The organism is Campylobacter subantarcticus LMG 24377 (assembly GCF_000816305.1).
In the GTDB taxonomy this organism is placed as follows: Bacteria; Campylobacterota; Campylobacteria; order Campylobacterales; family Campylobacteraceae; genus Campylobacter_D; species Campylobacter_D subantarcticus.
In genome coordinates, this window is sequence record NZ_CP007773.1 from 1,745,863 (window position 1) to 1,769,946 (window position 24,084).

Here is a 24,084-nt window from a genome sequence, read left to right on the forward strand (position 1 = left end):
GATGGATCATGTCAAATTTAGCATTTTTAGATCATCAACAAAATTTAGGTTTAAAATATACTGATATTTGTCAAAATATTTTTGAAAGAGAAATCTTTACACATATGTATTTAGAATTTATCAGTTTTATTTTATTAGAAGATAAAGCTAAGCTAAAATACTTAAAAATCATCAATTCAAAAGAAGAATTTATCGTCGAATTTAAAATCAATAATCAAAAAAAATCTTTTGTTATCAACAATAAAAAAAGCTTAAATGAAGAATTCAGCGCAAAGAGAATGACTCAAGAAGAATATGAGAGAGAAATTGCTAGAATTTATCAGATTGAAAGATATTTAAAAATACAAAACAATCTTCAAATTTTTTCTAATGAAATCAGCACCACAATGAAAAATCTTTTTAAAGACATGAATGAATTTAAAAGCTACATTGATATGCTTGAAACAAAAGAAAACACCCACAATCACTACTTATCAAAAATTTATAATATAGCTTAATATTAATCAAACTTTGCCGATAATAGTACTAATCCAAACAAAAGGAGTATGTTATGGGCGAAGTTACCAATTCTCAAGCAGGTTTAATGCTTAACATTGCAACCACTATGATGAAAAAAACCATAGAGGTTAATGAAAATGCGGTAATGCAAGTATTAGAAGGCGTAAATGCAAACCCTGCTCCAACTACTACTCCTACTGCTAGTTCAGGATTGCTTGACATTTACGCTTAATTTTTCTCTTCGATTCAAAAATTTTGGCATAGCTTTTGCTTTTTTAAAGCTAAGCAATATTTTTGAAGAGAAGAGTTATGTTTGTAAATTCTAATGTCAACCCGTATCAGAATTTTGCAAATTATCCATTTGCAAAAACTGAACACATTGAACAAAAAAAAGAAAACACTAATGTCAAAAACGATCTTCATGAGATCAAAAGTCCTAATTTAGATTATAAAACTACTTATGCAAGTGAGTTTGGATTTAGAATCGATGAGCAAGGTTTTTTTGAAAAAGATCTTAACAAAACAGCAGCAATACCACTTGATTATGATATTAATATAAAAAGCATAAGAGAAATTTCAAAGCAACTTATCAAGCTAGATGAAAACCTAAACTACAACAAAATAGATCTACCAAGGCTTTTAAACACATATCATAATACACTTAAAACCATCAACACTGAATTTCAAAATAACAACAATGATTTTTTAAACAAAAGTCAGATTTTAGATTTACACCAAGGCTATAGCTATACTTATGAAGGAAAAATTTTAAAAGTTTATGAAAGCGCAAAAAGTTTACAAGGTGCAAAAGAAGCTAATAAAAATCTCAACACCCTTATGCTAGATAACAAAATAGGTGATTTTGCATTTAATGCGAGTATCGAAAACACAGCTAGCAACCCTATCATCAAGCCTTATTTAAACAAACAAGGGCAAGTTTCAAAAAGTGGTTTACTGCTTAATTATATTTATCATGATTTAAAAGAACAAAACCATCAAAAGGCTAATTTCTTTTTATCGCCCATTGAATTAGATATGTCTTCAAATGTCAAATTTCAAAAGCTCATGAGAGGTGAATTAAGTGTGCAGGATTTTCTAAATGAAAGCAACAAGGAAAAAATGAGTTTTGATTTATACTTACACATTAACGGGGTGAATAAAAACAACACTTCAGAAGATAAACTTTCAGTTTTCTTCCAACAATACATCAACTACCAACACAGCATCAATATGCAAGAATTTGCCAATTCAAGCTCTATTTATAGTCTTTATAGTGAACAAACTAGCAAAGAATTAGAGGCTTTAAAAGAAGAATTTAACCAAAATGACTCTCATATTGATCTTGAAAAAATCAATACCCAAAAAGAAAATTTAGACACACAATTTTTAGAAAATCGCAAAAGACAAGCTAGTATTAACAAAATTTTACACTCTTACTTGAATGCAATGGCTTAACTTGTGCTAAAATAATAACAAAATTTTTGCACAAGTTAAAAACACAAACGATTTAATGTTAAATTTAATATTTTAGTGTATATTAACAAAAAAGATAAAAATTATCCTAATTAAAGGAGACTGATTTGAAAGTATATTTAGACAACAACGCAACAACGCAACTTGCACCAGAAGCTTATGAACTTATGAAGCCTTTTTTAAGCGAGCATTATGGCAATCCAAATAGCTTACATCAATGGGGTAGCGCAACCCACCCTGCGCTTAAAGAAGCTATGGACAAGCTTTATGCGGGACTTGGTGCAAGTGATTTAGATGATATCATTATCACTTCCTGTGCTACTGAAAGTATCAACTGGGTATTAAAAGGTGTGTATTTTGATAGAATTTTAAATAGCGACAGAAATGAAGTGATTATTTCTAGCGTAGAACACCCTGCAGTAGCAGCTAGTGCTATGTTTTTAAAATCTTTAGGAGTAAAAGTTATAGAACTAGGAGTAGATCATGAAGGTGTTTCTAGTGCAAAAGATCTAAAAGAGGCTATTTCTGATAAAACTGCATTAGTTAGCATTATGTGGGCTAATAATGAAACTGGAATGATCTTCCCTATAGAAGAAATGGCTCAAATAGCACATGAACATGGGGCGTTATTTCACACTGATGCAACCCAAGCTGTTGGGAAAATTAAAGTCAATTTCGCAAAATCTGGAGTTGACTTTGCTTCTTTTTCAGCACACAAATTCCATGGACCAAAAGGTGTAGGTGGACTTTACATTAGAAAAGATATAGAACTAACCCCGCTATTGCATGGTGGTGAGCATATGGGTGGTAGAAGAAGTGGCACTTTGAATGTGCCATATATTATAGCTATGGCAGAAGCTTTAAGAATTGCAAACACTATGCTTGATTTTGAAAACTCACATATTAGAAAATTAAGAGATAAATTAGAAGATCTTATCTTAGCTATGCCTGATACAAGTGTGATAGGAGATCGATCAAGAAGAGTTCCTAATACCATCTTAGCAAGTATCAAAGGTGTAGAAGGTGAAGCTATGCTTTGGGATTTAAATAAAAATGATATAGCGGCAAGTACTGGTTCAGCCTGTGCGAGTGAAGCGCTAGAAAGCAACCCTATCATGGAAGCAATTGGTGCTGAAAATGATTTAGCGCACACCGCTTTAAGACTTTCTTTGTCAAGATTTAACACAGAAGATGAAATTGATTATGCAGCAGAGCAAATAAAAAAAGCAACGCAAAGACTTAGAGCAATTTCAAGTACTTATGCATATAAGCCTGAAAATAATTAAAGGATAAAAAATGGCAAAAAATAATTTAATTGGCGGATCAATTTGGGATGAATACTCTCAAAAAGTACAAGATAGAATGAACAACCCTCAACACATGGGAGAGTTCACACAAGAAGATGCAGAAAAAGCAAATGCAAAACTTATTGTTGCAGACTTTGGTGCAGAAAGCTGTGGTGATGCGGTTAGATTATACTGGTTAGTAGATGAAAAAACCGATAAAATCATCGATGCTAAATTTAAAAGTTTTGGCTGTGGAACAGCAATAGCAAGTAGTGATACTATGGTTGATCTTTGTATAGGTAAAACTGTAGATGAAGCTGTAAAAATTACCAATTTAGATGTTGAATTTGCAATGAGAGATAACCCAGAAACTCCTGCAGTTCCACCTCAAAAAATGCATTGTTCTGTTATGGCTTATGATGTTATCAAACAAGCAGCAGCACGCTATAAAGGGGTAAACCCTGAAGATTTTGAAGATCAAATCATTGTTTGTGAGTGCGCTAGAGTTAGCCTTGGAACAATCAAAGAAGTAATTAGACTAAATGATCTACACACTGTGGAAGAAATCACTCAATTTACCAAAGCAGGTGCTTTTTGTAAATCATGTGTAAAAGCAGGTGGGCACGAGGAAAAAGATTATTATCTTGTTGATATTTTGGCTGAAACTAGAGCTGAAATGGAAAGAGCAAAACTAAAAGATCAAAGTAAAACCGATATGGCTTTTGATGACATGACCATGGTAAAACAACTAAAAGCCGTAGAAGCGGTGCTAGATAGCGATGTACGCCCAATGCTACATGGAGATGGCGGAGATTTAGAAGTAATCGATATCCAAAAAAGTGACAGTAAAAATATAGATATTTACATACGCTACCTTGGTGCTTGCAGTGGCTGTTCAAGTGGAAGTGGTGCAACTTTATACGCTATAGAAAACATCTTGCAAGAAGAACTAAGTCCAAATATACGCGTTATACCAGTTTAAGCAGTTTTTTCTGCTTAAACTTTTTGATTTAAAGCCTTTTTATGTTAAAATATTATTTTATTAATTTTTAAAAAGGCTATTTATGCAAAGACTTCAAACCTTTGTTCAAAGCGAAACTTTTCCAGGTGTTTTGCTGATATTCTTTACCGTACTTGCACTCATTTTACAAAACAGTTCTTTAACAGATCAATACACTAACTTTTTAAATATACCTTTTGGTTTTCAAGCAGGAAGTTTAGAAATTTTCAAACCTTTGCTTTTATGGATTAATGATGGCTTGATTGCAATATTTTTCTTTGCAATTGGACTTGAGTTAAAATACGAAGTAACCAAAGGTCAACTCAATAGTGTTAAAGCTATGTCCTTGCCTGTATTTGCAGCACTTGGTGGTATGATTGTCCCTGCATTGATTTTTGCATTTTTTAACTATAAAGATCCTTTTGCACTACAAGGCTGGGCTATACCCACTGCAACTGATGTTGCTTTTGCTGTGGGAATTTTAATGCTTTTGGGCAAGCAAGTACCCACCTCTTTAAAACTATTTTTACTTTCTTTGGCAATTTTTGATGACTTAGGTGCGATTATTGTGATTGCATTGTTTTACACAAGTGAACTTTCAGTATTTGCGATGATTGCTGCTTTGGTTTGTATTTTGGCGCTTTACTTGCTCAACCATTTTCATATCACTAAAAAATCTTTTTATATTATCATTGCTATTATTTTTTGGATTAGTATGCTAAAAAGCGGAGTGCATGCAACCTTAGCAGGAGTAATCACTGCTTTATTTATACCATTTGAAACCAAAAGCGGAAAATCTTTTCTAAAAGAAATCGAACACGATCTAGCTCCTTGGGTGAGTTATTTTATCTTGCCTATTTTTGCTTTTGCAAATGCAGGGGTGGATTTAAAAGACATGGATCCAAGCTTTATGTTTTCATCAGTAAGCCTAGGGATTATTCTAGGTTTATTCTTAGGAAAGCAAATTGGTGTGTTTTTATTTTCCTATATTAGTATCAAGTTAGGTTTGGCAAAATTGCCACAAAATGTTAACTTTAAACAACTCTATGGCGTTTGTATTCTCACTGGTATAGGTTTTACCATGAGCTTTTTTATCGATGGCTTAGCTTATCAAAATAGTGATATTTTTGCATATTCTGACAAGTTAGCCATTTTAGTTGCGTCACTACTAAGTGCTGCAGTTGGATATGTTTATCTCAAGCTCATATATAGCCTTAAAAAATGAAACTTAAAAGCTTCCAAAACTTTTTATCGCTTGAAATTTTAGGAGGATTGTTGCTTTTAGTCGCAACCATCCTCGCGCTTTTACTTAAAAATAACCCTTATGGGGAGCATTATATGCATTTTTTAAGTGTAGAAATGGGATTGAAATTGGAGCTTGGGAGCTTTTTAAACCTTCGCTTTTATGGATTAATGATGGCTTGATTGTGATTTTTTTCTTTGCAATTGGACTTGAGTTAAAGAAAGAATTTGTCCAAGGAGAATTTAAAACTCTTAGCAATATTACCTTGCCTTTAATGGCTGCTATAGGTGACATAGTCGCACCTGCGTTAATTTTTTGTGCTGTAAATTTTAACGATGCATATGTTTTAAAAGGCTGGGCTATGCCCACTACGACCGATACTGCATTTGCTCTAGTAATTCTTGCCATGCTAAAACAACACACACCGAATTCACTCAAAGTTTTTCTAGTATCTTTGGCTATTTTTGATGATGTGGGGGCTATTTTAATTATAGCTATTTTTTTATACTAACGAACTTTCAACTCTAGCTTTTTTGTTGTATTTTGTTGTATCATAGGATTATTTTTACTTAATCACTTAGATAATGAAAGAAAATCTTTCTACTACATACTTGGTACTTTACTGTGTTTAGTGTTTTAAAAAGTGGCGTGCATGCAACCTTAACAGGTATTATCACTGCTTTATTTATCTCGGTTTTTACAAAAAAATAATCATGCATTGCTAGAAATCGAACATGGTTTAAAATTTTGGATTGCTTTTGTAATACTACCGCTCTTTGCTTTTGCAAATACAGGGGTAGATCTTTCAAAAATTGAAACACATATGCTATTTAGCAGCTTAAGTGTAGGTATTTTCCTAGGCTTGTTTATCGGGAAACAACTAGGTGTGTTTGATTTTGCCTATATGGCCATTAAATTTAAACTTGTAAAATTTACCCAAAGATACCAATTTTAAACAACTCTATAGCGTTTGCATACTCATTGGTATAGGTTTTACTGTGAACTTTTTTATCGATGCACTTACTTATGAAGTCAGTGGTATATTTAATTTTGTAGATAACTTTGCTATTTTGCCAGCTTCCTTAGCTTCGGATATTTTTGGGTATTTTTACCTACGATTTGTTCGTTGATTAAGTTTTTTTTAAAAAAAATAAGATATAATTTGACTTCCTATATTAATTTTGAAAGGCCCATTCGTCTAGCGGTTAGGACATCGCCCTTTCACGGCGGTAACACGAGTTCGAGTCTCGTATGGGTCACCACTCTTTTAATTTATAAATATAAAAACTACAAATGGCAATTTCCTTAACTAAACTTGATTTATAATCAATACATCAAATAAATATTCTAAAAGTAAAAATATAAATAAATTTTACCTGCTAGCAGAGCTTATAAGATTTTATGAAAAATATGATGAATTTTATTGAAGATATTACGGGTAATGAAATTTATCCTTTAAAAGTTTATAAGATAGAATTTTAACCTTCTTTATTTTCCCCATCTTTAAAAGAAAATATAGGCAAACTTAAACCATAATATATCGCTAAAAGTCTTGCTATGGTTCCTACAATCAATGAAGCAAGAATGACCCACAACTCATCTACGCCAAAAATATACAATATATAATACAAAGCCCCTGTTAATATAGCCACACCGGCATAAATTTCTTTTTGAAATACAAGTGGTATCCTAGCACATAATATATCTCTTAATATCCCACCAAATACACCCGTAATCACAGCTGAGCTCACAGCCACTATAAAACTATACCCCATTTCTATTGCAATTTGCGCGCCTAAAACGCTAAAAACAACCAAACCTATGGCATCTAAAATCAAAAAAAGTTTTTCAAGTTTTATGACATATTTAGCAATTTTTGTTGTAATCATAGCTGTAACGCAAATTAAAATCACATATTCAGGAGTTTTAATCCAGGTTAGTGGATGATGATCAAGTAAAATATCTCTAATTGAACCTCCACCAATTGCGGTTACTAAAGCTATAAATATTACTCCGAAAAGATCCATTTTATGCCGTCCTGCAGCAATGGCTCCTGTCATAGCATCAACAGTAATTCCGATAATATAAAGTATAGTTAAAAGCATAATGAGTTTAAAAAACCCTTGTTTGAACAAGGGTTAGTTTTTACTTACAATATTAATGATGTTTTGAGCTACTTTTTTAGCAATAGGCTCAACAAATTCAGCAGGAGAAGTAAATCCTACACAAGAGCAATTAATCTCACCTAAAACATATTTATCTTTACCATTTTCATCTGTATCTAAGATAAAATCAGCAGTCCAAATCAAAGGTATATCATAATTTCCAAGTTTTGAACGAATTTCTGGCAAAGTAGCTAAAAACCAATCAACCAATTTTTGCCAATCTTTTGGCTCATCATATCTATATTTTGCACCTGAAAAAAGTGTCGCAGAGAATGCATCAGCACCTTCTGCTGGCTTTTTATGTACTACATAAATTGGAGTGTGATAAAGCATTAAAATTCTAATCTCACCTTCTTTAATACGAGGCAAAAAAGTCATATCTACAAGCATTCCATTATCACCAATGATGTATTGCTCGCAAAAATCCATAAACTCACCAAGTTCTCTTTCTTCTGTGTGATTATCTTTTGCTTCAGTACATTTGATTTTTGCATTTAATGGCACACTCACAGCTCCTGCTGGTAGCTCATCTATCAATCTCACACGCCAAATTCCCTCACCTGTTGAGCCACGGTTTTGTTTTAAAACTCTCTCGCCTTTTGCTAAAGTTTTTGGAAAACTTTCTTTAAAAGTTTTTGTATCATAATACGCATAAGTATCCTCAGGCACTAAAGAAGTTTTGTTAAGCTTAGTTAATGCATCTTTAGCACCATATCCTATCATAGCATCAGGATGAGGCATACCTATAACACCATTTGTACAAAGTTTTCTTAGCATATCAAAATATTCATTTTCTTCTTTTAAATTTCCTGGGTTGATTCTAGATACATAAGCATCAGCATTGTTTTTTACATATTCATAAATTTCATCTTTTTTATCTACTTCAAAAAAGATTACCTCAGCATTCCAGCCTTGCTCTTTTAAAGCATTTACCATAGGCATAGTGTCTTTTCTATGACCATCTTCACCTTTATCGCTACCACCTCTAACTTCAAAAAACACAATATTTTTTTTCATATTTCTCCCTTTTTTTAAAGATATTTTATCATCATATCTAAATAAGTATTAAATTTTTATTTATTTTTTCCATAAACGCGTTGTAAATTTTGCAAATTTGAGCTTACATTTAAAAGCAAAGCATCAGCCATGCATATAGCTACCATAGCATTTACTACAACACTACCTCTTATACCCACACAAGGATCATGCCTGCCTTTTAGCTCGTGTATAATATTTTCTCCTTGAGTATTTTGCGTTTGTTGGGGTAAAAATATAGAAGGGGTTGGTTTAAAATAAGTTTTTATATCAACAAAATCTCCATTAGAAATTCCACCTAATATCCCACCACTATGATTGCTTAAAAACACCCCATCTTTTAACTCATCATTATTTTGACTTCCATACATATAGCTACTTTGAATACCACTTCCTATTTCTATAGCTTTAACAGCATTTACTCCCATAATCGCATGAGCAAGTTTAGAATCAAGCTTATCATACAAAGGCTCACCTAAACCTTTAATAGGATTTTTTACTCTAGTAAAAACTCTAGCACCTATACTATTTTTAGCCTTTTTAGCCTTTAAAATTTCATCCTTAAAACTTTGTTCTAAATTTTTATCTAAAGCATAAACTTCACTATTTTTAGCATAATCAAAATCAAACTCATCATTGTTAAGTTTGCTATCAATGTTTCCTACTCCAAAAACTCCGCTCATTATCTCTATATCAAATTCTTTTAAAAGCATTTGTGCCACAGTTCCTGCTGCTACTCTTGCTATACCTTCTCTAGCACTAGCTCTTCCACCACCTCTATAATCTCTAATGCCATATTTGTGATAATAAGTAAAATCAGCATGCGCGGGACGAAATACATCTTTTTCATAATCTTTTGAGCGTGTATTTTCATTATATACCAAAACACTTATAGGAGCCCCTGTTGTATAACCCTCAAAAACCCCGCTTAAAACTTGAGCCTTATCTTCTTCTTTTCTAGGAGTACTAAATTTATTTTGACCTGGTTTTCTTTTATCTAGCATTTCTTGCAAAAAATCAAAATCAAACTTCACTCCTGCTGGCATACCATCTATTACACAACCTATAGCTTGACCATGAGATTCGCCAAAGCTTGTAAATTTAAATCTTTTTCCAAAGCTATTCATAGTTTTCCTAATTTCTCAAGTGCGATTTTAGCACATTGTTGTTGAGCTTCTTTTTTACTACCTGCTGTAGATCTTGCTACTTCTATGCCTTGAATTTTTACTACAATTTCAAATTGCTTTTTATGATCAGGCCCAAAAGCTTTCACCACTACATACTCAGGAGTTCCCGCCATATTTGCCTGCGTGATTTCTTGCAATTTCGTCTTATAGTCTTTAAATAAACTTTGCGTGTCAATATGTGGATAAACTTCATTAAGCAAATTTAATGCTATATTTTTAGTTTTCTCAAAACCTATTTCTAAATACAAAGCACCCATCAATGCCTCAAAAGCATCAGAAAGTATAGAAGGTTTATTGCGTCCATCATTATTTTCTTCTGCAATAGACATAAAAATACATGCTCCAAGATCAAGTTTTTGTGCTAAGGTTGCAAAAGATTTTTCATTCACCAAAGCTGCCCTAAGCTTAGAAAGGTTTCCTTCTGAGTCTTTTTGAAATTTAAAAAACAAAAACTCCCCTACTACTAAATCCATCACAGCATCACCTAAAAACTCTAATCTTTCATTATTATAAGGCTTTTTGTAACTTTTATGCGTCAAAGCTTCGATGAGCAATTGCTCATTTTCAAAATAATAATTTAATCTTTCTTGGAGTTTTTTAAGCATTTATTGACCTTTCTTCTTGGAGTTTTAAAGCCGCATTTCTTGCTAATTCATCACAACGTTCGTTTAACTCATGACCATTGTGCGCCTTGATCCAAAAAGCAGTTATTTTATGATCTTTGGCTACATTTAAATACTCTTTCCAAAGATCAATATTTTTTTTACCTTTAAAGTCTTTTTTTAACCAACCTTCAAGCCATTCATTAATACTTTGCACCATTAAATTTGAATCAGTATAAAGCTTAATCTCACAAGGTTCTTTCAAAGCCTTTAAAGCCTCGATAATAGCCATTAATTCCATACGATTATTTGTTGTATTCTCACAAGCCCCGCTTTGTTCTTTTTGATGATTTTTATAAGTTAAAACATAAGCCCACCCTCCAAAACCAGGGTTGTTTAAACAAGAACCATCAGTATAAATTTCAATACTTTTCAAGCTTTTACCTCATAATAAATCTCACATGTGCCAAATTCATAACAAAATGGACAATGGTAAAAAAACAAAGGACTTTGATTTTTACAATTATTGCACACATAAGTAAAACTAAGATTTACACTTAGCTTATTATCGTTTAAAATTTTTAAAATTTTTAATTTATGATTTTTGATAGAAATAGCTTTGGTGCTTAAATTTTTTGCATAAAAAAACTCATGGTATTTTTCATCTTCAAGATTAAGCGGACTTTTGCACTCATTAAGCAAATCAATGACATTTTCAAACTGAGGCATTTGAGTAAGTTTATCTTTATAATACAAAAAGCAAAGTCTTAAAATATACTCATTATCCTTGCTCAAAGCTAAAATTTCTTTTAGTTTTTGTTCTTGCTTTTTAGAGCTTGCTTGAATTTTTAAAGCCTTAACTAATGCTTTTTCTGCATATATATTTTCTCCTAGCTCAAACAAACACTCCAATACATCTAAAACTTTATCGTAATCTTTAAGTTTAAAATATACAATTTTTAAAAGTTTCAAGCTTTCTTTATTGCGTGCTTTAATTTTTAAGGCATTCAACAAAGCTTCCACGCTACGCTCTAAAAATCCCGCCTTGAGATAAACCTGTGCTAACGAAAAAAATATAAATTCTTTCTGACTTGCTTCGCTTGATTTTTGTAAAGCAATGAGATAAATTCCCACCGCTTTTTCAAATTCGCCACTTTTGGTAAAAATTTGTGCTAAAAAATTTAAATTTTCTATGCTTAGATTAGCGTTTTTTAAAATTTGCTGATGGGTAGAGTTGATTTCAAATTTTTTAACAAAACGATCAAGCTTGCTTTTTTGATCTTTATTTGCAAAAAAACTCCATATATAGTGCGAACTAGCAACAACAAAAATCAATACAGTTAGCACAATAAGACCAAATAAAGGATCGCGGTATTCTACAAAGAAAAAATCCATAATCTTACAACTTTAACTTTCAAATTTATAACAATTATAGCTAAATGCTTATATAATTTTCTTTAAGGTTTAAAGATGATAGAACAAGCAAGTATAGAACAACTTTTACAAAAAACAGATATAGTTGATATTATAGCTCATTATGTTGAAGTGAAAAAACAAGGCTCTAGCTATGTGTGCGTTTGTCCTTTTCATGATGATAAAAATCCTAGTATGCACATCAACTCTGTGAAAGGATTTTATCACTGTTTTGCATGCAAAGCAGGAGGTAATGTTTTTAAATTTGTAATGGACTATGAAAAATTAAACTTTGTAGAAGCAGTGGAAAAAGTTGCCTCTTGGAGTAATTTCTCACTAACTTACACCTCGCAAAAACAAGACAATAAAAAATCTATCATTCATATATTACCCACTCTTAATGCCTTTTATAAGCAAAATTTATCAAAAAACAAAGAAGCCCTTGCTTATCTTTATAAAAGAGGTTTGAATGATGAGGATATTAGAGCTTTTGAACTAGGTTTTGCGCCAAGTTCTAATGAGACACTAAGACTATTACAAAATGAGCAAATTACCCAAGAGGAAGCTTTAGAAGTAGGCGCGATAAAACAAAATGATAATGGGGTTTATGCAAGCTTTATCAACCGCATTACTTTTAGCATTTATGATCATAAAAATTTACTCATAGGTTTTGGCGGTAGAACTCTAGATGAAGCTAATATGGCAAAATACGTCAACTCACCTCAAAGCAAACTCTTTGACAAATCACGTGTTTTTTACGCACTTAATTTAGCAAAAGATGCGATTTACAAACAAAAAGAAATGATAATATGCGAAGGCTATATGGATGCCATAGCATTTCACAAGGCAGGTTTTAAAAATGCTGTAGCGGTTTTAGGAACTGCTTTAGGAGAACATCATATACCTTTAATCAAACGATTTGAAGCAAGAGTGATTTTATGTTTTGATAATGACAACGCAGGACTAAATGCTGCGGTACGTTCAGCGCATTTGCTAAGTTTGGCAAAAATTGATGGAAAAGTAGTTTTAATAGAAGGCGGAAAGGATCCTGCTGAACTAGTCGCTACCCATCAAGAAAAACTACTTTTTAATATCTTAGAAAAAGGTTTGGAGTTAGGAGAATTCTACATAAGAAGTTTGATTTCAGGGTTTGATCTAAACTCTGCACTGAGTAAGCAAAAAGCTTTAGAAGAAGTACAAAAATACACTTTTAATCTTGAGCCTTTAATAGCTAATTCTTATACTACTTTAGTGGCAAATCTTTTGGGCGTAAATATCACAGATATTAAACTTTCTAAAAATACAAGAAAAAATTTTACCCTATCAACCCCAGCTAGACAGAATAAAATCAACAATATAAGCGAGTTAGAGCTTTTAAAATTTTTATATGAAAATAATGGAACCATAGGGCTTTTTAAACTTTTAAGTACAAAAGAATATTTTTTACATCAAGATATTACTAAAGCTATTTTAGAGCAAAAAAACTTTGAAGATCCTAACATAAGAGAGCTTTATGAATTTGAAAATATTAAAAACTTAAGCAATTTAGAAGAATTTTTATATGCTATTTGCAAGATCAACCTTGCATATTTTAATAAACTAAAAAGTTTAAATTTAAAACAAGCTTTTAAAAAACAGATTTACAATTTACTCAATCAAAATTTAGAAAAAATCAAAAAAAGCTATCAAAATGATGAAGTTTTTTTAAACCATTTGATAGAAGTTTTAAAATGTGTGCATTTTTTAGATGATGAGGACAGTTTGGAATTATTTTTAAATAGACTACAAAAAAATATCAAAGATAAAAAAGCAATTCATTATAACTTTGAAGAAGAAGTTTTTTAAACAAAAACTTGCGCAAAAATTAAAAAATATTCATTACAATATGCCAAAAATTTAGAAAGGAAAAAATGAAAGCATTAGCACTTTTTAGTGGTGGGCTTGATTCTATGCTTGCTATAAAACTCATAAGTTCTCAAGGTATAGAAGTAAAAGCTTTAAATATCAATATAGGCTTTGGTGGTACAAGTGATAAAAGCGAACTCATGGCGAAACGCGCTGCTATGGCAGGAGCTAGTTTTGAGATGATAGATATGAGAAATGCGTATCTACAAGAAGTTTTATTTAACCCTCAATATGGATATGGAAAGCATTTTAACCCTTGTATAGATTGTCATGCTTTTATGTTTAAAACTGCTCTTTCTATGTTAAAAGATGAAAATGCAAGTTTTATCATCACAGGAGAAGTGATTGGCCAACGCCCAATGAGCCAAAGAAATGATGCTATGGCAAAGGTTAAAAAACTAGCACTTGATGAAGAAGATTTGATCTTGCGTCCAATGTGTGCTAAAAATTTACCTTTAACTAAACCTGAGCGCGAGGGTTGGGTTGATAGAGAAAAGTTAGAAAACATAAGTGGAAGAAGTAGAAAAAAACAACTTGAACTAGCTGCCAAATTTGGTTTTGAAGATTTTGAAAGTCCAGGTGGTGGTTGTTTGCTTACGCTTGAGAGTTTTTCAAATAAAATCAAAGATTTCATTCAATTTGATAAAAATATGCAAGTTAATGATGCTCAACTTTTAAAATACGGACGCCACTTAAGACTTCCAAATGGCTCTAAAATGATAGTGGGTAGAAATGAGTTAGAAAATCAATTTTTAAAAGAGCTTAAAACTGAAAAATATGAAGAATTAAAGTTATTTGATTTAGTCGGTGCTTATTCTTTAGTAGATGAAAACATTCATTCACAAGATCTTGAACTTGCTCTAAGTGTAGCACTAACTTATGCTAAAACTCAAAATAATACAAAATACAAAATAGGCTTTAAAGATAAAATTTTCCAAAGTATGGCTTTTGAAGATAAAAATAAAATTCAAGCATATTTTATAAATTAAACTACCCTTCAAAGGGTAGTTTTTTAGAATTTCTTTCCTCTAACCTCTGCTACAATATCAGCTGACATAGAATCAACTTCATTTGCTACAGAATTAGTCGCATGAGCAATTTGTGAGTTTTCTTTAGTTAAACCATCTATTTCTAAAACAGATTGATTAATTTGTGAAATTCCTAAAGCTTGTTCTTTAATACTTTCACCCATTTCATTAATAGATTGAACCAAGATATTAGTATTTGCTTCAATCTCACCCAAAGACTTTTGAGTTCTTTCTACTAGATTTCTAACTTCATCAGCAACAACAATAAAGCCACGTCCGTGTTCACCTGCACGTGCAGCTTCAATAGCAGCATTTAATGCAAGTAGGTTGATATCTCTAATCACATCGGTTACATCTTTAATATCACTACTTTGTTTAATAACTTCTTCAGTTCTTGCTGTAACCGCATTCATAGATGCGCTCATCTCTTCAACTGCTGCTGCTGCACTTTCTTGTAAAGAATCAGCTTGTTTTTGTGCACCATATTAAGTTTTAAAACTCTTTCTTTAACGCATTAGTCTTAATTTGAAGTATTTTTCTAATCTCTTTACCCTCAGCATTGAGTGATTTTTCTATTTCACCTTCTGCATTTTTAAGTTTATCTGAAAAATCAAAATTTTGAAAACTAGTAAAAACCCTCTATTTCATTTAAGTCTTTACTGATTTTCATTTGTATATCTTCAAGCATTTTATTCAATACTTCTTTAAGCTCTACAAGTTTTGGATTTACCAGATTAGCTTCTATTTTTTGAATAAAATGTCATTTTTCTATATCACAAGATACTTCTAAGATATTTTGCACAGTTATATCATCTTTTTCTAAGCATGTATGAACATATTGAACATTATCATTAATACCATTTTTCCAAGCTCATCATTATATCTAGGTGTTAAAATTTCAACAATTGAAGCTTCATCAATATTTTGTGCATTTTTATTAATATCTGTAATTTTTTAGTTACAAAATCTATATTAGGATGTGTAGCTATAATAGCTCCATTAGATAACAATATTCTTCTATCACCTTCATACACAGTTCTAAAAGAATTGTTAAAATCATTAGCTAGTATTTGCATATCAAATATCATACTCAATATTTTACCATTTTTATCAACAAAAGATAAACTAAATTTTATATCCATTCATAATATGCTTAATATCTCTTAGCGAAGTTATATCGCTATTTACTTTCATTACTTTAATGTCACCTGATCTTAAAACATCCAAATCTTTCATCAAAACTATAAATTCATTATTGTTTGTAAAATATTTATCACCCAATCCCATATTATTGTAAACTAAATCATCTTTTAAATAATAATGTCCATAAGCAATTGTGGGATTTGCATCTATAGTCTCACCAAGAATATTTTCTATTCTTTTTTCAGTTAAAAAAATTTTTGAGCTCCAATAGCAGAAGCAAAAAATGATTTAATAGCAGCCTCAGCAAAATTGGTATAACAAAATATAGATATAATCAATGTTTTTTTCAATTTGTTGAGTTAAAATATTCGTAGATTTTCGTGTAATCAGTAAAGATAACCCCGTTAAATAACAACAATAACAATAACCTTGGCACTAAGTTTCAATTGCTTCCACATTGCAATACTCCTTTAAAAATATTTTCACAATTATAAATAACTATTATTAAAAATTAAAAAAATAATATTTTGCTCAAATAATTATAAGATGGAGGAAAATGAGTTTTTTATAAAATAAATTATGGTAATTTTATTTAATATATATTAAATATTACAAAATCACTAACTCCTCTCTGACTGATTATATTAAGACTATATTTGCCTTTTTTTAAATCTAAAGATAAAAAATCTTCCACACCTTCATGAATCAATTCCTGATTTAAATACCAAAATAATTTTTCTTTTTTTGGGTTAAAAAGTTTTACAATCAATTTTTGTTTTTGCTTGAAATCTTTAGGCAAAACGATGTTTAAATGATTCAATGGATATAAAATTTTAAATTTTTCACTTGTATTTTGAATGGTTTGTTTTTCTTTTGCAAAAAATGATTGTGCATTTGAAGGTAAATTTAAAACGACCTTTTTCTTTGCATGAATAAAGTCCTTATCCAAGGAATTAACTTCTTTTCCATCATATACAAATACTTCTTTTAATAGCGGAGAAACTCTTAACACATTAGCACTTTGAGGATAAAGTACTTCTTTATAACCAAAACCATGCTTATATCGATAAGCTGTTTGATTTTCTATCTTGATCGAAATCAAATCACCAGGTTGATCAAACTCCAAATTCATATCATCAAGCAAAGATAAAAGCTCGAAAAATAACTCACCTGCAACATTCACTCCGTATAAATTTGTATTTGCTTCGCCACTAAAATTACCCACCCAAACACCTAAAGTGTATTTTGGAGATGTTCCTATAGCCCATGCATCCTTTCTACCATAGCTTGTACCAGTTTTCCACGATACAACTATGTTAGAATCATATTGCTTTAACCCTGCTCTATCTAAGCCTTTTAAAACTTGCAAGGTTAAAAAACTTGCACCGCTACTGATTATTTTTTTGCTTTCTTTATGATAAGCATTTTCTTCGTATAAAAGCTCATTAAAACTTCCATAATTTCCAAGCCCCAAATAAAGTTTAAGCATATCCTCCAAGCTAAATTCTTTTGTCCCCAAAATTAAAGAAAGTCCGTATTTTTTAAAATTACCATCATTAAATTTTAAAATATCTTTGAGTTTAAAAAAGAATTTTTCATAACCATACTCTAAAAGCAAATTTACAAAAGGAATATTAAGTGACTTTTGTAAAGATTCTCTTGCGCTAATTAAACCATGGTATTTTTTATTTGCATTTTGCGGTGCAAAATTAGAAAAAAATGTAGGCACATCAAGCAATAAAGAATCAGGCACTATAAACCCCTCGTCTATAGCAAAAGCAAAAAGCAATGGTTTTAAAACAGATCCGACACTACGTTTTGCTATGACTCCATCAATCTGACCAAAATTTTCAAAGTCACAAAAATCATTCGAACCCACATAGGCTAAAATTTTACTGCTTTTAGTATCAGCAAGCAAGATGGCTAAATTTTTTATACCTTTTTGCTGCAGTTTGTATGCATATTCTTTCGCTTTATCTTCAAACCGAATTTGAATGTTTTTATCTATACTCGAAACAACTCTTTCCTTGTTGACTAAAAGTCTTCGGGCTAAATGAGCTGCTATGTTTTTTCTTGGTTTAAAAGTGGGAAGTTTTTCCGCCTTTGCAAGATTTAAGATGTCTTGAGAAAAATACCCCTTTTTAAAAAGTCTATCAAGCAAGGCATTGCGTTTTTTCAAAAGCTTATCTTTATTTTTTTCAAGATTAATCAAACCGGGATTATTTGGAAGCACCGCAAGCAAAGCCGCTTCGCTCCAAGTGAGGTTTTTTAAATCTTTTTCAAAGTAAAATAAACCAGCACTTGCGACACCAATTAGATTTCCACCATAAGGAGCATTATTCAAATAAAATCTTAAAATTTCATCTTTACTATAAAAACTTTCTAAAGCAAAAGCCTTGATAACTTCATTAAATTTATTAAAATATGTACGTTTATTTTGCTCTAAAAGTTTAATAGTCTGCATAGAAATGGTGCTTGCGCCACTTCTTTTGCTTGAAAAAAGATTATTTTTAAATGCTCTTACAAGCGCTAAAAAATCCACCCCATAATGAGAATAAAAGTTTTTATCTTCATATAAAACCACCGCGCTTTTTAGTTTTTGTGGTATAAATTCACTTTCTAGATGCCATTGTTCATTAGGATCTAAAAACACGCTAAGAAGCTCTTTGTTTTTATCCAACAAAACCTTACTATAAGTCCCTTTAAATAAATCCTTGCTATCAAAACTAAAATAAACCAAACCTATATAAAAACACAGGCTTAAAACACATAATGCAAGGCTTATTTTGACTTTCACTGCACCACTTTAACTCTTTTACTCTCACTTAAAGCCTTATATGCATCATCATACATTGCCTCAGCATAAGCCCCGCTTAAAGTATATACACCTGGGGTTATAGCACTTAATTTTACAAAAAACTCTCTAGTTTCATCATGATGTAAAGGAAAGAAATACATAATTTTATCATCTCTTATATCCATAAAGTCATAATAAGAATTTCTTACAAAATCGGGGGTATCTTCGCCCAAAAGATCATGCACGACCTCCCACCCACTTGGTAAAATTTGAGTTAATGCAAAATGAGAAGCACCTGGATAGTTTTTATTAGAAATTTTTAATTTCATATAGAAAATTTGAGAGCTTTTAATCGTATTTTCATCGATTGTATTGCCATTTTCATCATAGAAACTTCTTTCTATATCTATACGCTGTCTAAAAGGTTCAGCAATACCCTTTTTAACGCCTTCTATGCCAAAATGCACATAAGTGTCTTCTTTAGCCTCTATCAAAGCACCACCTTGATTAAATTCAAATTTTGCAAAAGATGAATCAAGCTTTTGATTTTCATGGTTGATTGTTAATTTTGCTTTAATGGTTTTAGAGACATTATCATCAAAACTATTGGCCAAAGCATATAAAGCATAGCCTATGCTTTGAGTGCTAAGCCAAGCATGACCTTCTAAAGTTTTTTTAATATCATCTAACAATGCATCGTTGTTTTTACCATAAATTATTTTATATGCATTTGCGATAATCGCTTCATCTCTTAAAAAAGACCCATAAGTATCAGCATAGCTATCTTTATTATCAGGTTTTGTGCTTAATTGTTGTGCTATATTTAACGCCACCTCATCAAAGCCTGCTAATTTATATGCTGCACCAAGTTGCCAAAGACTTACATTATCCAAACTCTTCATATACGCTTCATCTTCATAAATAGCATTCATAATGCTTAAATTTGGCTCCTTGGCTAAAGCAAGCAAATATAAAGAATTGATTCTAATGTTTTTATTGCTTGTATTTTGAATGTATTTTTTTTCATAATCTAACCATGCTTTAAACATTCCATCGCTTACATAATAGCCTCTTTCTTTAGCTAATATCATAAACATACCCGCATAATTACTTCCCCATGCATCAGAGTCTTTAAGCCCTTGCCAATAAGCAAACCCACCATTTGCTGTTTGAAAATTTGCATATTTTCCCAATAGCGCATTAATATTGTTGATATTTTTTTGTTCATTTGCTCCTTGATCAAGCTTTTGCAAAAAGAGTTGTGGTAAAACTGCTGAAGTGCTTTGCTCTATACAACCATAAGGATAATGTTGTAAATACTTTAATCTATGATTTATATTTAAAATAGGCTTAGAGCTCACACTTAAAAATGCCACTGGGTTTATATAATCATCTTTGATTTCAAATTTCATAGAGCTATTGGCGGGAATTTTGTAAGAATTTCCCTCATACGTGATGGTGTTTAAAGGCTTAATATCAATTTGAGTATTTTGAGTATAAGTATAATTTTTTGCATTCAAGCTAAGTTGTATTTCTTCTACTCCGATCTTATTTGCATTTACTTTTACATTGATGTAAATATCTTTGGTTTTTTCACCTTTAAAATCAATCTTAATTTCGTTTTTATCAAAATTTATGAGAGAATTTTTAGCATTGAGTTTAAGTGTTGCACTTTGCACATCATCATCTACTTTAAACACTTGTACCAAAAATTTAAATTCATCATTGATTCTTAAGGATCTTGGTAAAGTTTCAAGCATTACAGCAGGTGCGATAACTTGTATATTTTTATCAGCACTTCCAAAACCCACATCATTGTTTGCCACTACCATAACCCGAAGCGAACCCGAATAAGAAGGCATATTAAATTTTACTTTTGCGTAGCCATTTTCATCACTTTGCATTGGCTCTTGAAACAAAACAACCGGCTTAAAGCGTCTTACCTTTTCATCATTTTTGCTTTTTTCCGCCCTTGAGCTTAATAAAACATCACCGCCTGTAGTCAATACCTTTGCAATATCTGAAGTATTTTTAGCAATGATTTTGTCATAAGTATCATATATGCTCATATTAAAACGAATTTTTTGATAAAAATACTCCCAAATATCTGGCGTTTTAAACGCATTAACATCTAATAAACCCTCATCAACAATCGCTATAGTATAAGTGTATTTTTGTTTGTTTTCGCTTTGAATTTCTACTTCAAAATCTTGCTTTGGCAAAACTTTACTAGGTGCTTTTATATCTAACTTAATTTTACTTTGCTCATCTGCTACTTTTAAAGCAAGTACACCAAAAAGTCTTAAAGCTCTATCATTTGTATATTGGTTGTAATCTTGAAGCAAAATAACACTAACATACACATTAGGTGTATATTCTTTTAAGATAGGAATTTCAACCTTAGTAGTATCTTCATGTGTATTTATTATAAAACGCTTTAGAACTTTTGTATTGTCATTTAAAGTTACAATAGCCTTTGCACCTTTGACACTTTCAAACTCTACCACGGCAATATCATTTGGATTGTATTCTTTTTTATCACTTTTTATTTTTAAAGAACTTACAATATCTGCATTACTCGGGGCTCCAAAACTATTTACATAAAAAAATTCTCCCGTGCTTGTCTTTCCTTGTATGTCCTCAAGCTCTATAAACATCTCACCGTGATAATCTTTTGGATCAAATTCAATTTTAACTGGTTTGTTTTCACTTAAAACCACTCCTTGTGCTACTACTTGCGTATTTTTGTCTTTTTTTAACGATTTTAAAAAATCATCATAATTATCATAATCCCACCACCATGAATAGCTATTTGCATAAATAGTGTATTTGATTTCTCTATTTGAAATTAGTTTTTCGTTTAAATCACTCACAATGGCTTCGAAATTAATTATTGAATTTGAGTTTAGATAACGATTTTCTAAGCGTTTTAATCCTACAAAATCATCATGCAAGATAATTTGTGTTTTTGAGCTTACCTCTGCTGATCTAGAACCTTTTTCAAAAACCCTTGCTTGAATAGAAGCTTCTAGATTATATGGTGCATTTTTCAAAAATTCTTTTAAAACAAAAACACCTTTTTCTTGCCCTTTTTCATCTAAAACACCTTCTATATTGTCACTATAAGTTTGCATGAGTACACTAGGGTTAGAAAAAACATAATTAGGGTATTTTAAACTGCGATATTCTTTTTTGCGAATCAACAAAGATGCTTGGAAATTCAAAGCACTAGAAGGACTTCCAAAAAGGTATTTAGAGCTTAGATTAAAATCCAACTGATCTTTGTTTTTAGTTTCTTTTTCCGTTTGCAAACTCACTTTTATACGGTTTGGAATGATATTTTGCACCAGAATTTCTTTATCAAAAATTGAATCAGCAAATTCAACCCTAGCTAAATAAATTCCACTTGGTGCTTGTGGGCTAAGAGTGATTTTTTTATAAAAAGTTCCATTACTCAAAGGAAGTAGTTTGATTTTATCAAGAATTTTTTTATTTTGTGGATCAAAAAAACTTAAAGATATCGGGTGCTTAAGCGCGCCTTTGTCATTTCTTGCAACCATGTTTAAGTGTATATCATCGCCTGGTCTATACACCCCTCTTTCAGTGTAAATAAAAACTTTATTCTGTGAGTTTAACTCCAATCCATCTACATCAAAGCCATCATAAAGCAAAGGAGAACTTAAACGCAATATAGAAGCTTGTTTGTCTTTTGATGCGATCACAAACAAGGCTTTTGATTTGTCTATATTTTCAAAAATAACTAAACCGTCTTCATTGCTTATTTTAGAAGCTAGAATTTGATTATTTTTACTAATCACATCAACCTTAACTCCACTTAAAAGCTTTTGATTGGTATAATTTCTAACATCTACAATAAGTTTTTTATCTAAACTTTGAGCAATGAGCGCTATGTCAGAAAAAATTAAATTTTTACTCACTTTTGCTTTTTGATCAAAAAATCTATACTTTTTCCAACTTTCCATATCCTCATCAAAAACATAGTCTACATCTTCTTCTTTAAAATACAACTTAACAATAAAAACTCCACTCAAATCTTTTAAAGCATCTAAGACTATTTCGCTTTCTTGCCATTCGTTTTTACTATATTCAATATCAAAATCTCTCTTAAGCACTACTTCGCTGGTATAATCACTCTCTGAAAATATATCACTATCGTAATCGCTTACATTTTTAAAACCTTGCAAGTTTTTATACCTTAAATACTCGCTTAAATTATTTGAAAAAACTTGCCAAACTTCCAAATGAACTTTTTTTACGTTTAAAGTTTTAAAGGCAATTTTTTTACTTGCTTTACTAGATAAAAAAACTCCTTGATTTGAAAAACTTATAGCTGGCTCATAGTCTTTAAGACTTACTTTGGCTTTAAAGTTTTGCTTAGTGTTAACACCACTTTCGCTTTTAATGCCTTGAGCTATTTGAATTTCATAGTCTTTATTTGGAACAAATGCTCCTATAAGTTTAATTTTATTGCCATGAGCTAATGCCTTAAAATCTACCTCAGGAGAAACAAAAATCAAGTCTTTTAAATTTTGATCTTGCGAAACATTTTGAGAAAAAAGCAATTCTATGTTTTTATTTACTATATTTGCACCTTGAAAGACAAAATCGCTTTTTGCTAGCAAAATACATTCATATTTGATATTATTTTCCAAGCCCAAAACTGCCTTATCAAACAAAACTTTTATATTTGTATTAGTGTTTTGGCTTTTTAAAGGCTTAGAATATATACTCGCCATGTTATCTTGGATTACAATTTGATCTATTGTTATATTTTGATTTTCTGCGTGCATTTGAAGTGCTTTACGCAATATATCCTCATCAAACACATAATAGCTTTGCAAATTTAAAATCAATACGCTTTCATCATTAGATATATTTTGAAAATACCCTTTAATGTCTAGTTTTTCATATGGAGTTTGAAAGTTTAGTTTTATTGTTTCGCCTTTTAATATATCGTTTAGATCTATCATTACATCGTATTTTTGATTTGCTCTTAGCGGGATAAAAATATCCAATCTTTTTGGATGTTCAAGTGTATATTTAGCTTTGATTGTTTGGCCATTAACCACAACTTCTCTTTCTTTAATAACACCTAGCTCTTGATTTGTGATATTGGTATTAAATTCTATAAAAATGCTTTGGGAGTTTTCATCAAAACCATAAGCTCTTATCATCGAATTTTTTTCTTCGCTTTTAGAGCATGCAGTAGTAAAAATTGCTATAAAAAATATCATTAATCCATATAAAAATCTTTTCATAACCGTCCTTGAAGTAAAGTAAATTTTGCA

The 24,084-nt window shown here is 31.0% G+C and carries 20 protein-coding genes, 1 tRNA gene and 1 pseudogene; 12 read left to right on the plus strand and 10 right to left on the minus strand.

The features are described 5' to 3' along the window. Positions 1 to 8: 8 nt before the first annotated feature. The 10 genes and pseudogenes from CSUB8523_RS08960 (at position 9) to CSUB8523_RS08995 (ending at position 6,762) form a co-directional block, all read left to right on the plus strand. Positions 9 to 497: a hypothetical protein gene (locus tag CSUB8523_RS08960; protein WP_039664645.1), complete on the plus strand. Its 489-nt coding sequence runs from the start codon at positions 9 to 11 to the stop codon at positions 495 to 497. Positions 498 to 550: 53 nt separating this feature from the next. Next, a complete protein-coding gene (locus CSUB8523_RS08965) occupies positions 551 to 730 on the plus strand; it encodes a putative motility protein (RefSeq protein ID WP_039664646.1) in 180 nt (59 codons plus the stop codon). 62 nt (positions 731 to 792) lie between these two features. Then, entirely contained in the window at positions 793 to 1,953 is a 1,161-nt protein-coding gene (locus CSUB8523_RS08970) for a hypothetical protein (RefSeq protein ID WP_235362561.1), read from the plus strand. 125 nt (positions 1,954 to 2,078) lie between these two features. Then, positions 2,079 to 3,257: a NifS family cysteine desulfurase gene (locus tag CSUB8523_RS08975; protein ID WP_043020268.1), complete on the plus strand. Its 1,179-nt coding sequence runs from the start codon at positions 2,079 to 2,081 to the stop codon at positions 3,255 to 3,257. Between the two features lie 10 nt (positions 3,258 to 3,267). Further along, a complete protein-coding gene (locus CSUB8523_RS08980; protein WP_043020269.1) occupies positions 3,268 to 4,239 on the plus strand; it encodes a Fe-S cluster assembly scaffold protein IscU in 972 nt (323 codons plus the stop codon). A gap of 82 nt (positions 4,240 to 4,321) precedes the next feature. Then, positions 4,322 to 5,482 (plus strand): Na+/H+ antiporter NhaA, encoded by a 1,161-nt coding sequence (gene nhaA, locus CSUB8523_RS08985; protein ID WP_039664650.1) that lies wholly within the window; start codon positions 4,322 to 4,324, stop codon positions 5,480 to 5,482. Continuing rightward, a pseudogene (locus CSUB8523_RS10500) lies at positions 5,479 to 6,011 on the plus strand (Na+/H+ antiporter NhaA). The gene nhaA and the pseudogene CSUB8523_RS10500 overlap by 4 nt, the downstream one beginning before the upstream one ends. Before the next feature lie 207 nt (positions 6,012 to 6,218). Next, a complete protein-coding gene (locus CSUB8523_RS10520) occupies positions 6,219 to 6,455 on the plus strand; it encodes a Na+/H+ antiporter NhaA (protein ID WP_250634633.1) in 237 nt (78 codons plus the stop codon). Between the two features lie 31 nt (positions 6,456 to 6,486). Beyond that, positions 6,487 to 6,630 (plus strand): hypothetical protein, encoded by a 144-nt coding sequence (locus CSUB8523_RS10525; protein ID WP_250634634.1) that lies wholly within the window; start codon positions 6,487 to 6,489, stop codon positions 6,628 to 6,630. Positions 6,631 to 6,687: 57 nt separating this feature from the next. After that, positions 6,688 to 6,762 (plus strand) — tRNA-Glu (locus CSUB8523_RS08995). A gap of 216 nt (positions 6,763 to 6,978) precedes the next feature. Here the strand turns inward: CSUB8523_RS08995 and CSUB8523_RS09000 are convergent. From CSUB8523_RS09000 to CSUB8523_RS09025, 6 genes are read right to left on the minus strand one after another with little or no spacing between them, the layout of a single operon-like run. Further along, complete coding sequence (locus CSUB8523_RS09000; RefSeq protein ID WP_039664652.1) at positions 6,979 to 7,605, minus strand: trimeric intracellular cation channel family protein; 627 nt, start codon at positions 7,603 to 7,605, stop codon at positions 6,979 to 6,981. 33 nt (positions 7,606 to 7,638) lie between these two features. Next, positions 7,639 to 8,682 (minus strand): Cj0069 family protein, encoded by a 1,044-nt coding sequence (locus tag CSUB8523_RS09005; RefSeq protein WP_043020270.1) that lies wholly within the window; start codon positions 8,680 to 8,682, stop codon positions 7,639 to 7,641. 56 nt (positions 8,683 to 8,738) lie between these two features. Further along, on the minus strand, positions 8,739 to 9,827 hold the full coding sequence (gene aroC, locus CSUB8523_RS09010; RefSeq protein ID WP_043020271.1) for a chorismate synthase: 1,089 nt from the start codon (positions 9,825 to 9,827) through the stop codon (positions 8,739 to 8,741). After that, complete coding sequence (gene rnc, locus CSUB8523_RS09015; protein WP_039664655.1) at positions 9,824 to 10,492, minus strand: ribonuclease III; 669 nt, start codon at positions 10,490 to 10,492, stop codon at positions 9,824 to 9,826. Before rnc ends, aroC begins: the two co-directional genes overlap by 4 nt. Continuing rightward, the gene (gene rnhA / locus CSUB8523_RS09020) at positions 10,485 to 10,925 is read right to left on the minus strand and encodes a ribonuclease HI (protein ID WP_039664656.1); all 441 of its coding nucleotides are present in this window, start codon (positions 10,923 to 10,925) and stop codon (positions 10,485 to 10,487) included. Before rnhA ends, rnc begins: the two co-directional genes overlap by 8 nt. Continuing rightward, positions 10,922 to 11,884: a tetratricopeptide repeat protein gene (locus CSUB8523_RS09025; protein ID WP_043020272.1), complete on the minus strand. Its 963-nt coding sequence runs from the start codon at positions 11,882 to 11,884 to the stop codon at positions 10,922 to 10,924. Before CSUB8523_RS09025 ends, rnhA begins: the two co-directional genes overlap by 4 nt. A 75-nt stretch (positions 11,885 to 11,959) precedes the next feature. Between CSUB8523_RS09025 and dnaG the strand changes: the two genes are divergently transcribed. Beyond that, the gene (gene dnaG, locus CSUB8523_RS09030) at positions 11,960 to 13,747 is read left to right on the plus strand and encodes a DNA primase (protein WP_043020273.1); all 1,788 of its coding nucleotides are present in this window, start codon (positions 11,960 to 11,962) and stop codon (positions 13,745 to 13,747) included. A 65-nt stretch (positions 13,748 to 13,812) separates the two neighbouring features. Then, entirely contained in the window at positions 13,813 to 14,796 is a 984-nt protein-coding gene (locus CSUB8523_RS09035) for an argininosuccinate synthase (protein ID WP_043020274.1), read from the plus strand. Between the two features lie 23 nt (positions 14,797 to 14,819). Here the strand turns inward: CSUB8523_RS09035 and CSUB8523_RS09040 are convergent, their stop codons facing one another. From CSUB8523_RS09040 to CSUB8523_RS09055, 4 genes are all read right to left on the minus strand, one after another. Continuing rightward, on the minus strand, positions 14,820 to 15,260 hold the full coding sequence (locus tag CSUB8523_RS09040) for a methyl-accepting chemotaxis protein (protein ID WP_082019378.1): 441 nt from the start codon (positions 15,258 to 15,260) through the stop codon (positions 14,820 to 14,822). 465 nt (positions 15,261 to 15,725) lie between these two features. Next, positions 15,726 to 15,977, minus strand: coding sequence for a hypothetical protein (locus CSUB8523_RS09045; protein ID WP_043020276.1), 252 nt, complete (start codon positions 15,975 to 15,977; stop codon positions 15,726 to 15,728). A gap of 593 nt (positions 15,978 to 16,570) precedes the next feature. After that, positions 16,571 to 18,775, minus strand: coding sequence for a penicillin-binding protein 1C (pbpC, locus tag CSUB8523_RS09050; protein WP_043020277.1), 2,205 nt, complete (start codon positions 18,773 to 18,775; stop codon positions 16,571 to 16,573). After that, the gene (locus tag CSUB8523_RS09055; RefSeq protein WP_043020278.1) at positions 18,772 to 24,054 is read right to left on the minus strand and encodes an alpha-2-macroglobulin domain-containing protein; all 5,283 of its coding nucleotides are present in this window, start codon (positions 24,052 to 24,054) and stop codon (positions 18,772 to 18,774) included. Before CSUB8523_RS09055 ends, pbpC begins: the two co-directional genes overlap by 4 nt. Between the last annotated feature and the right edge of the window lie 30 nt (positions 24,055 to 24,084).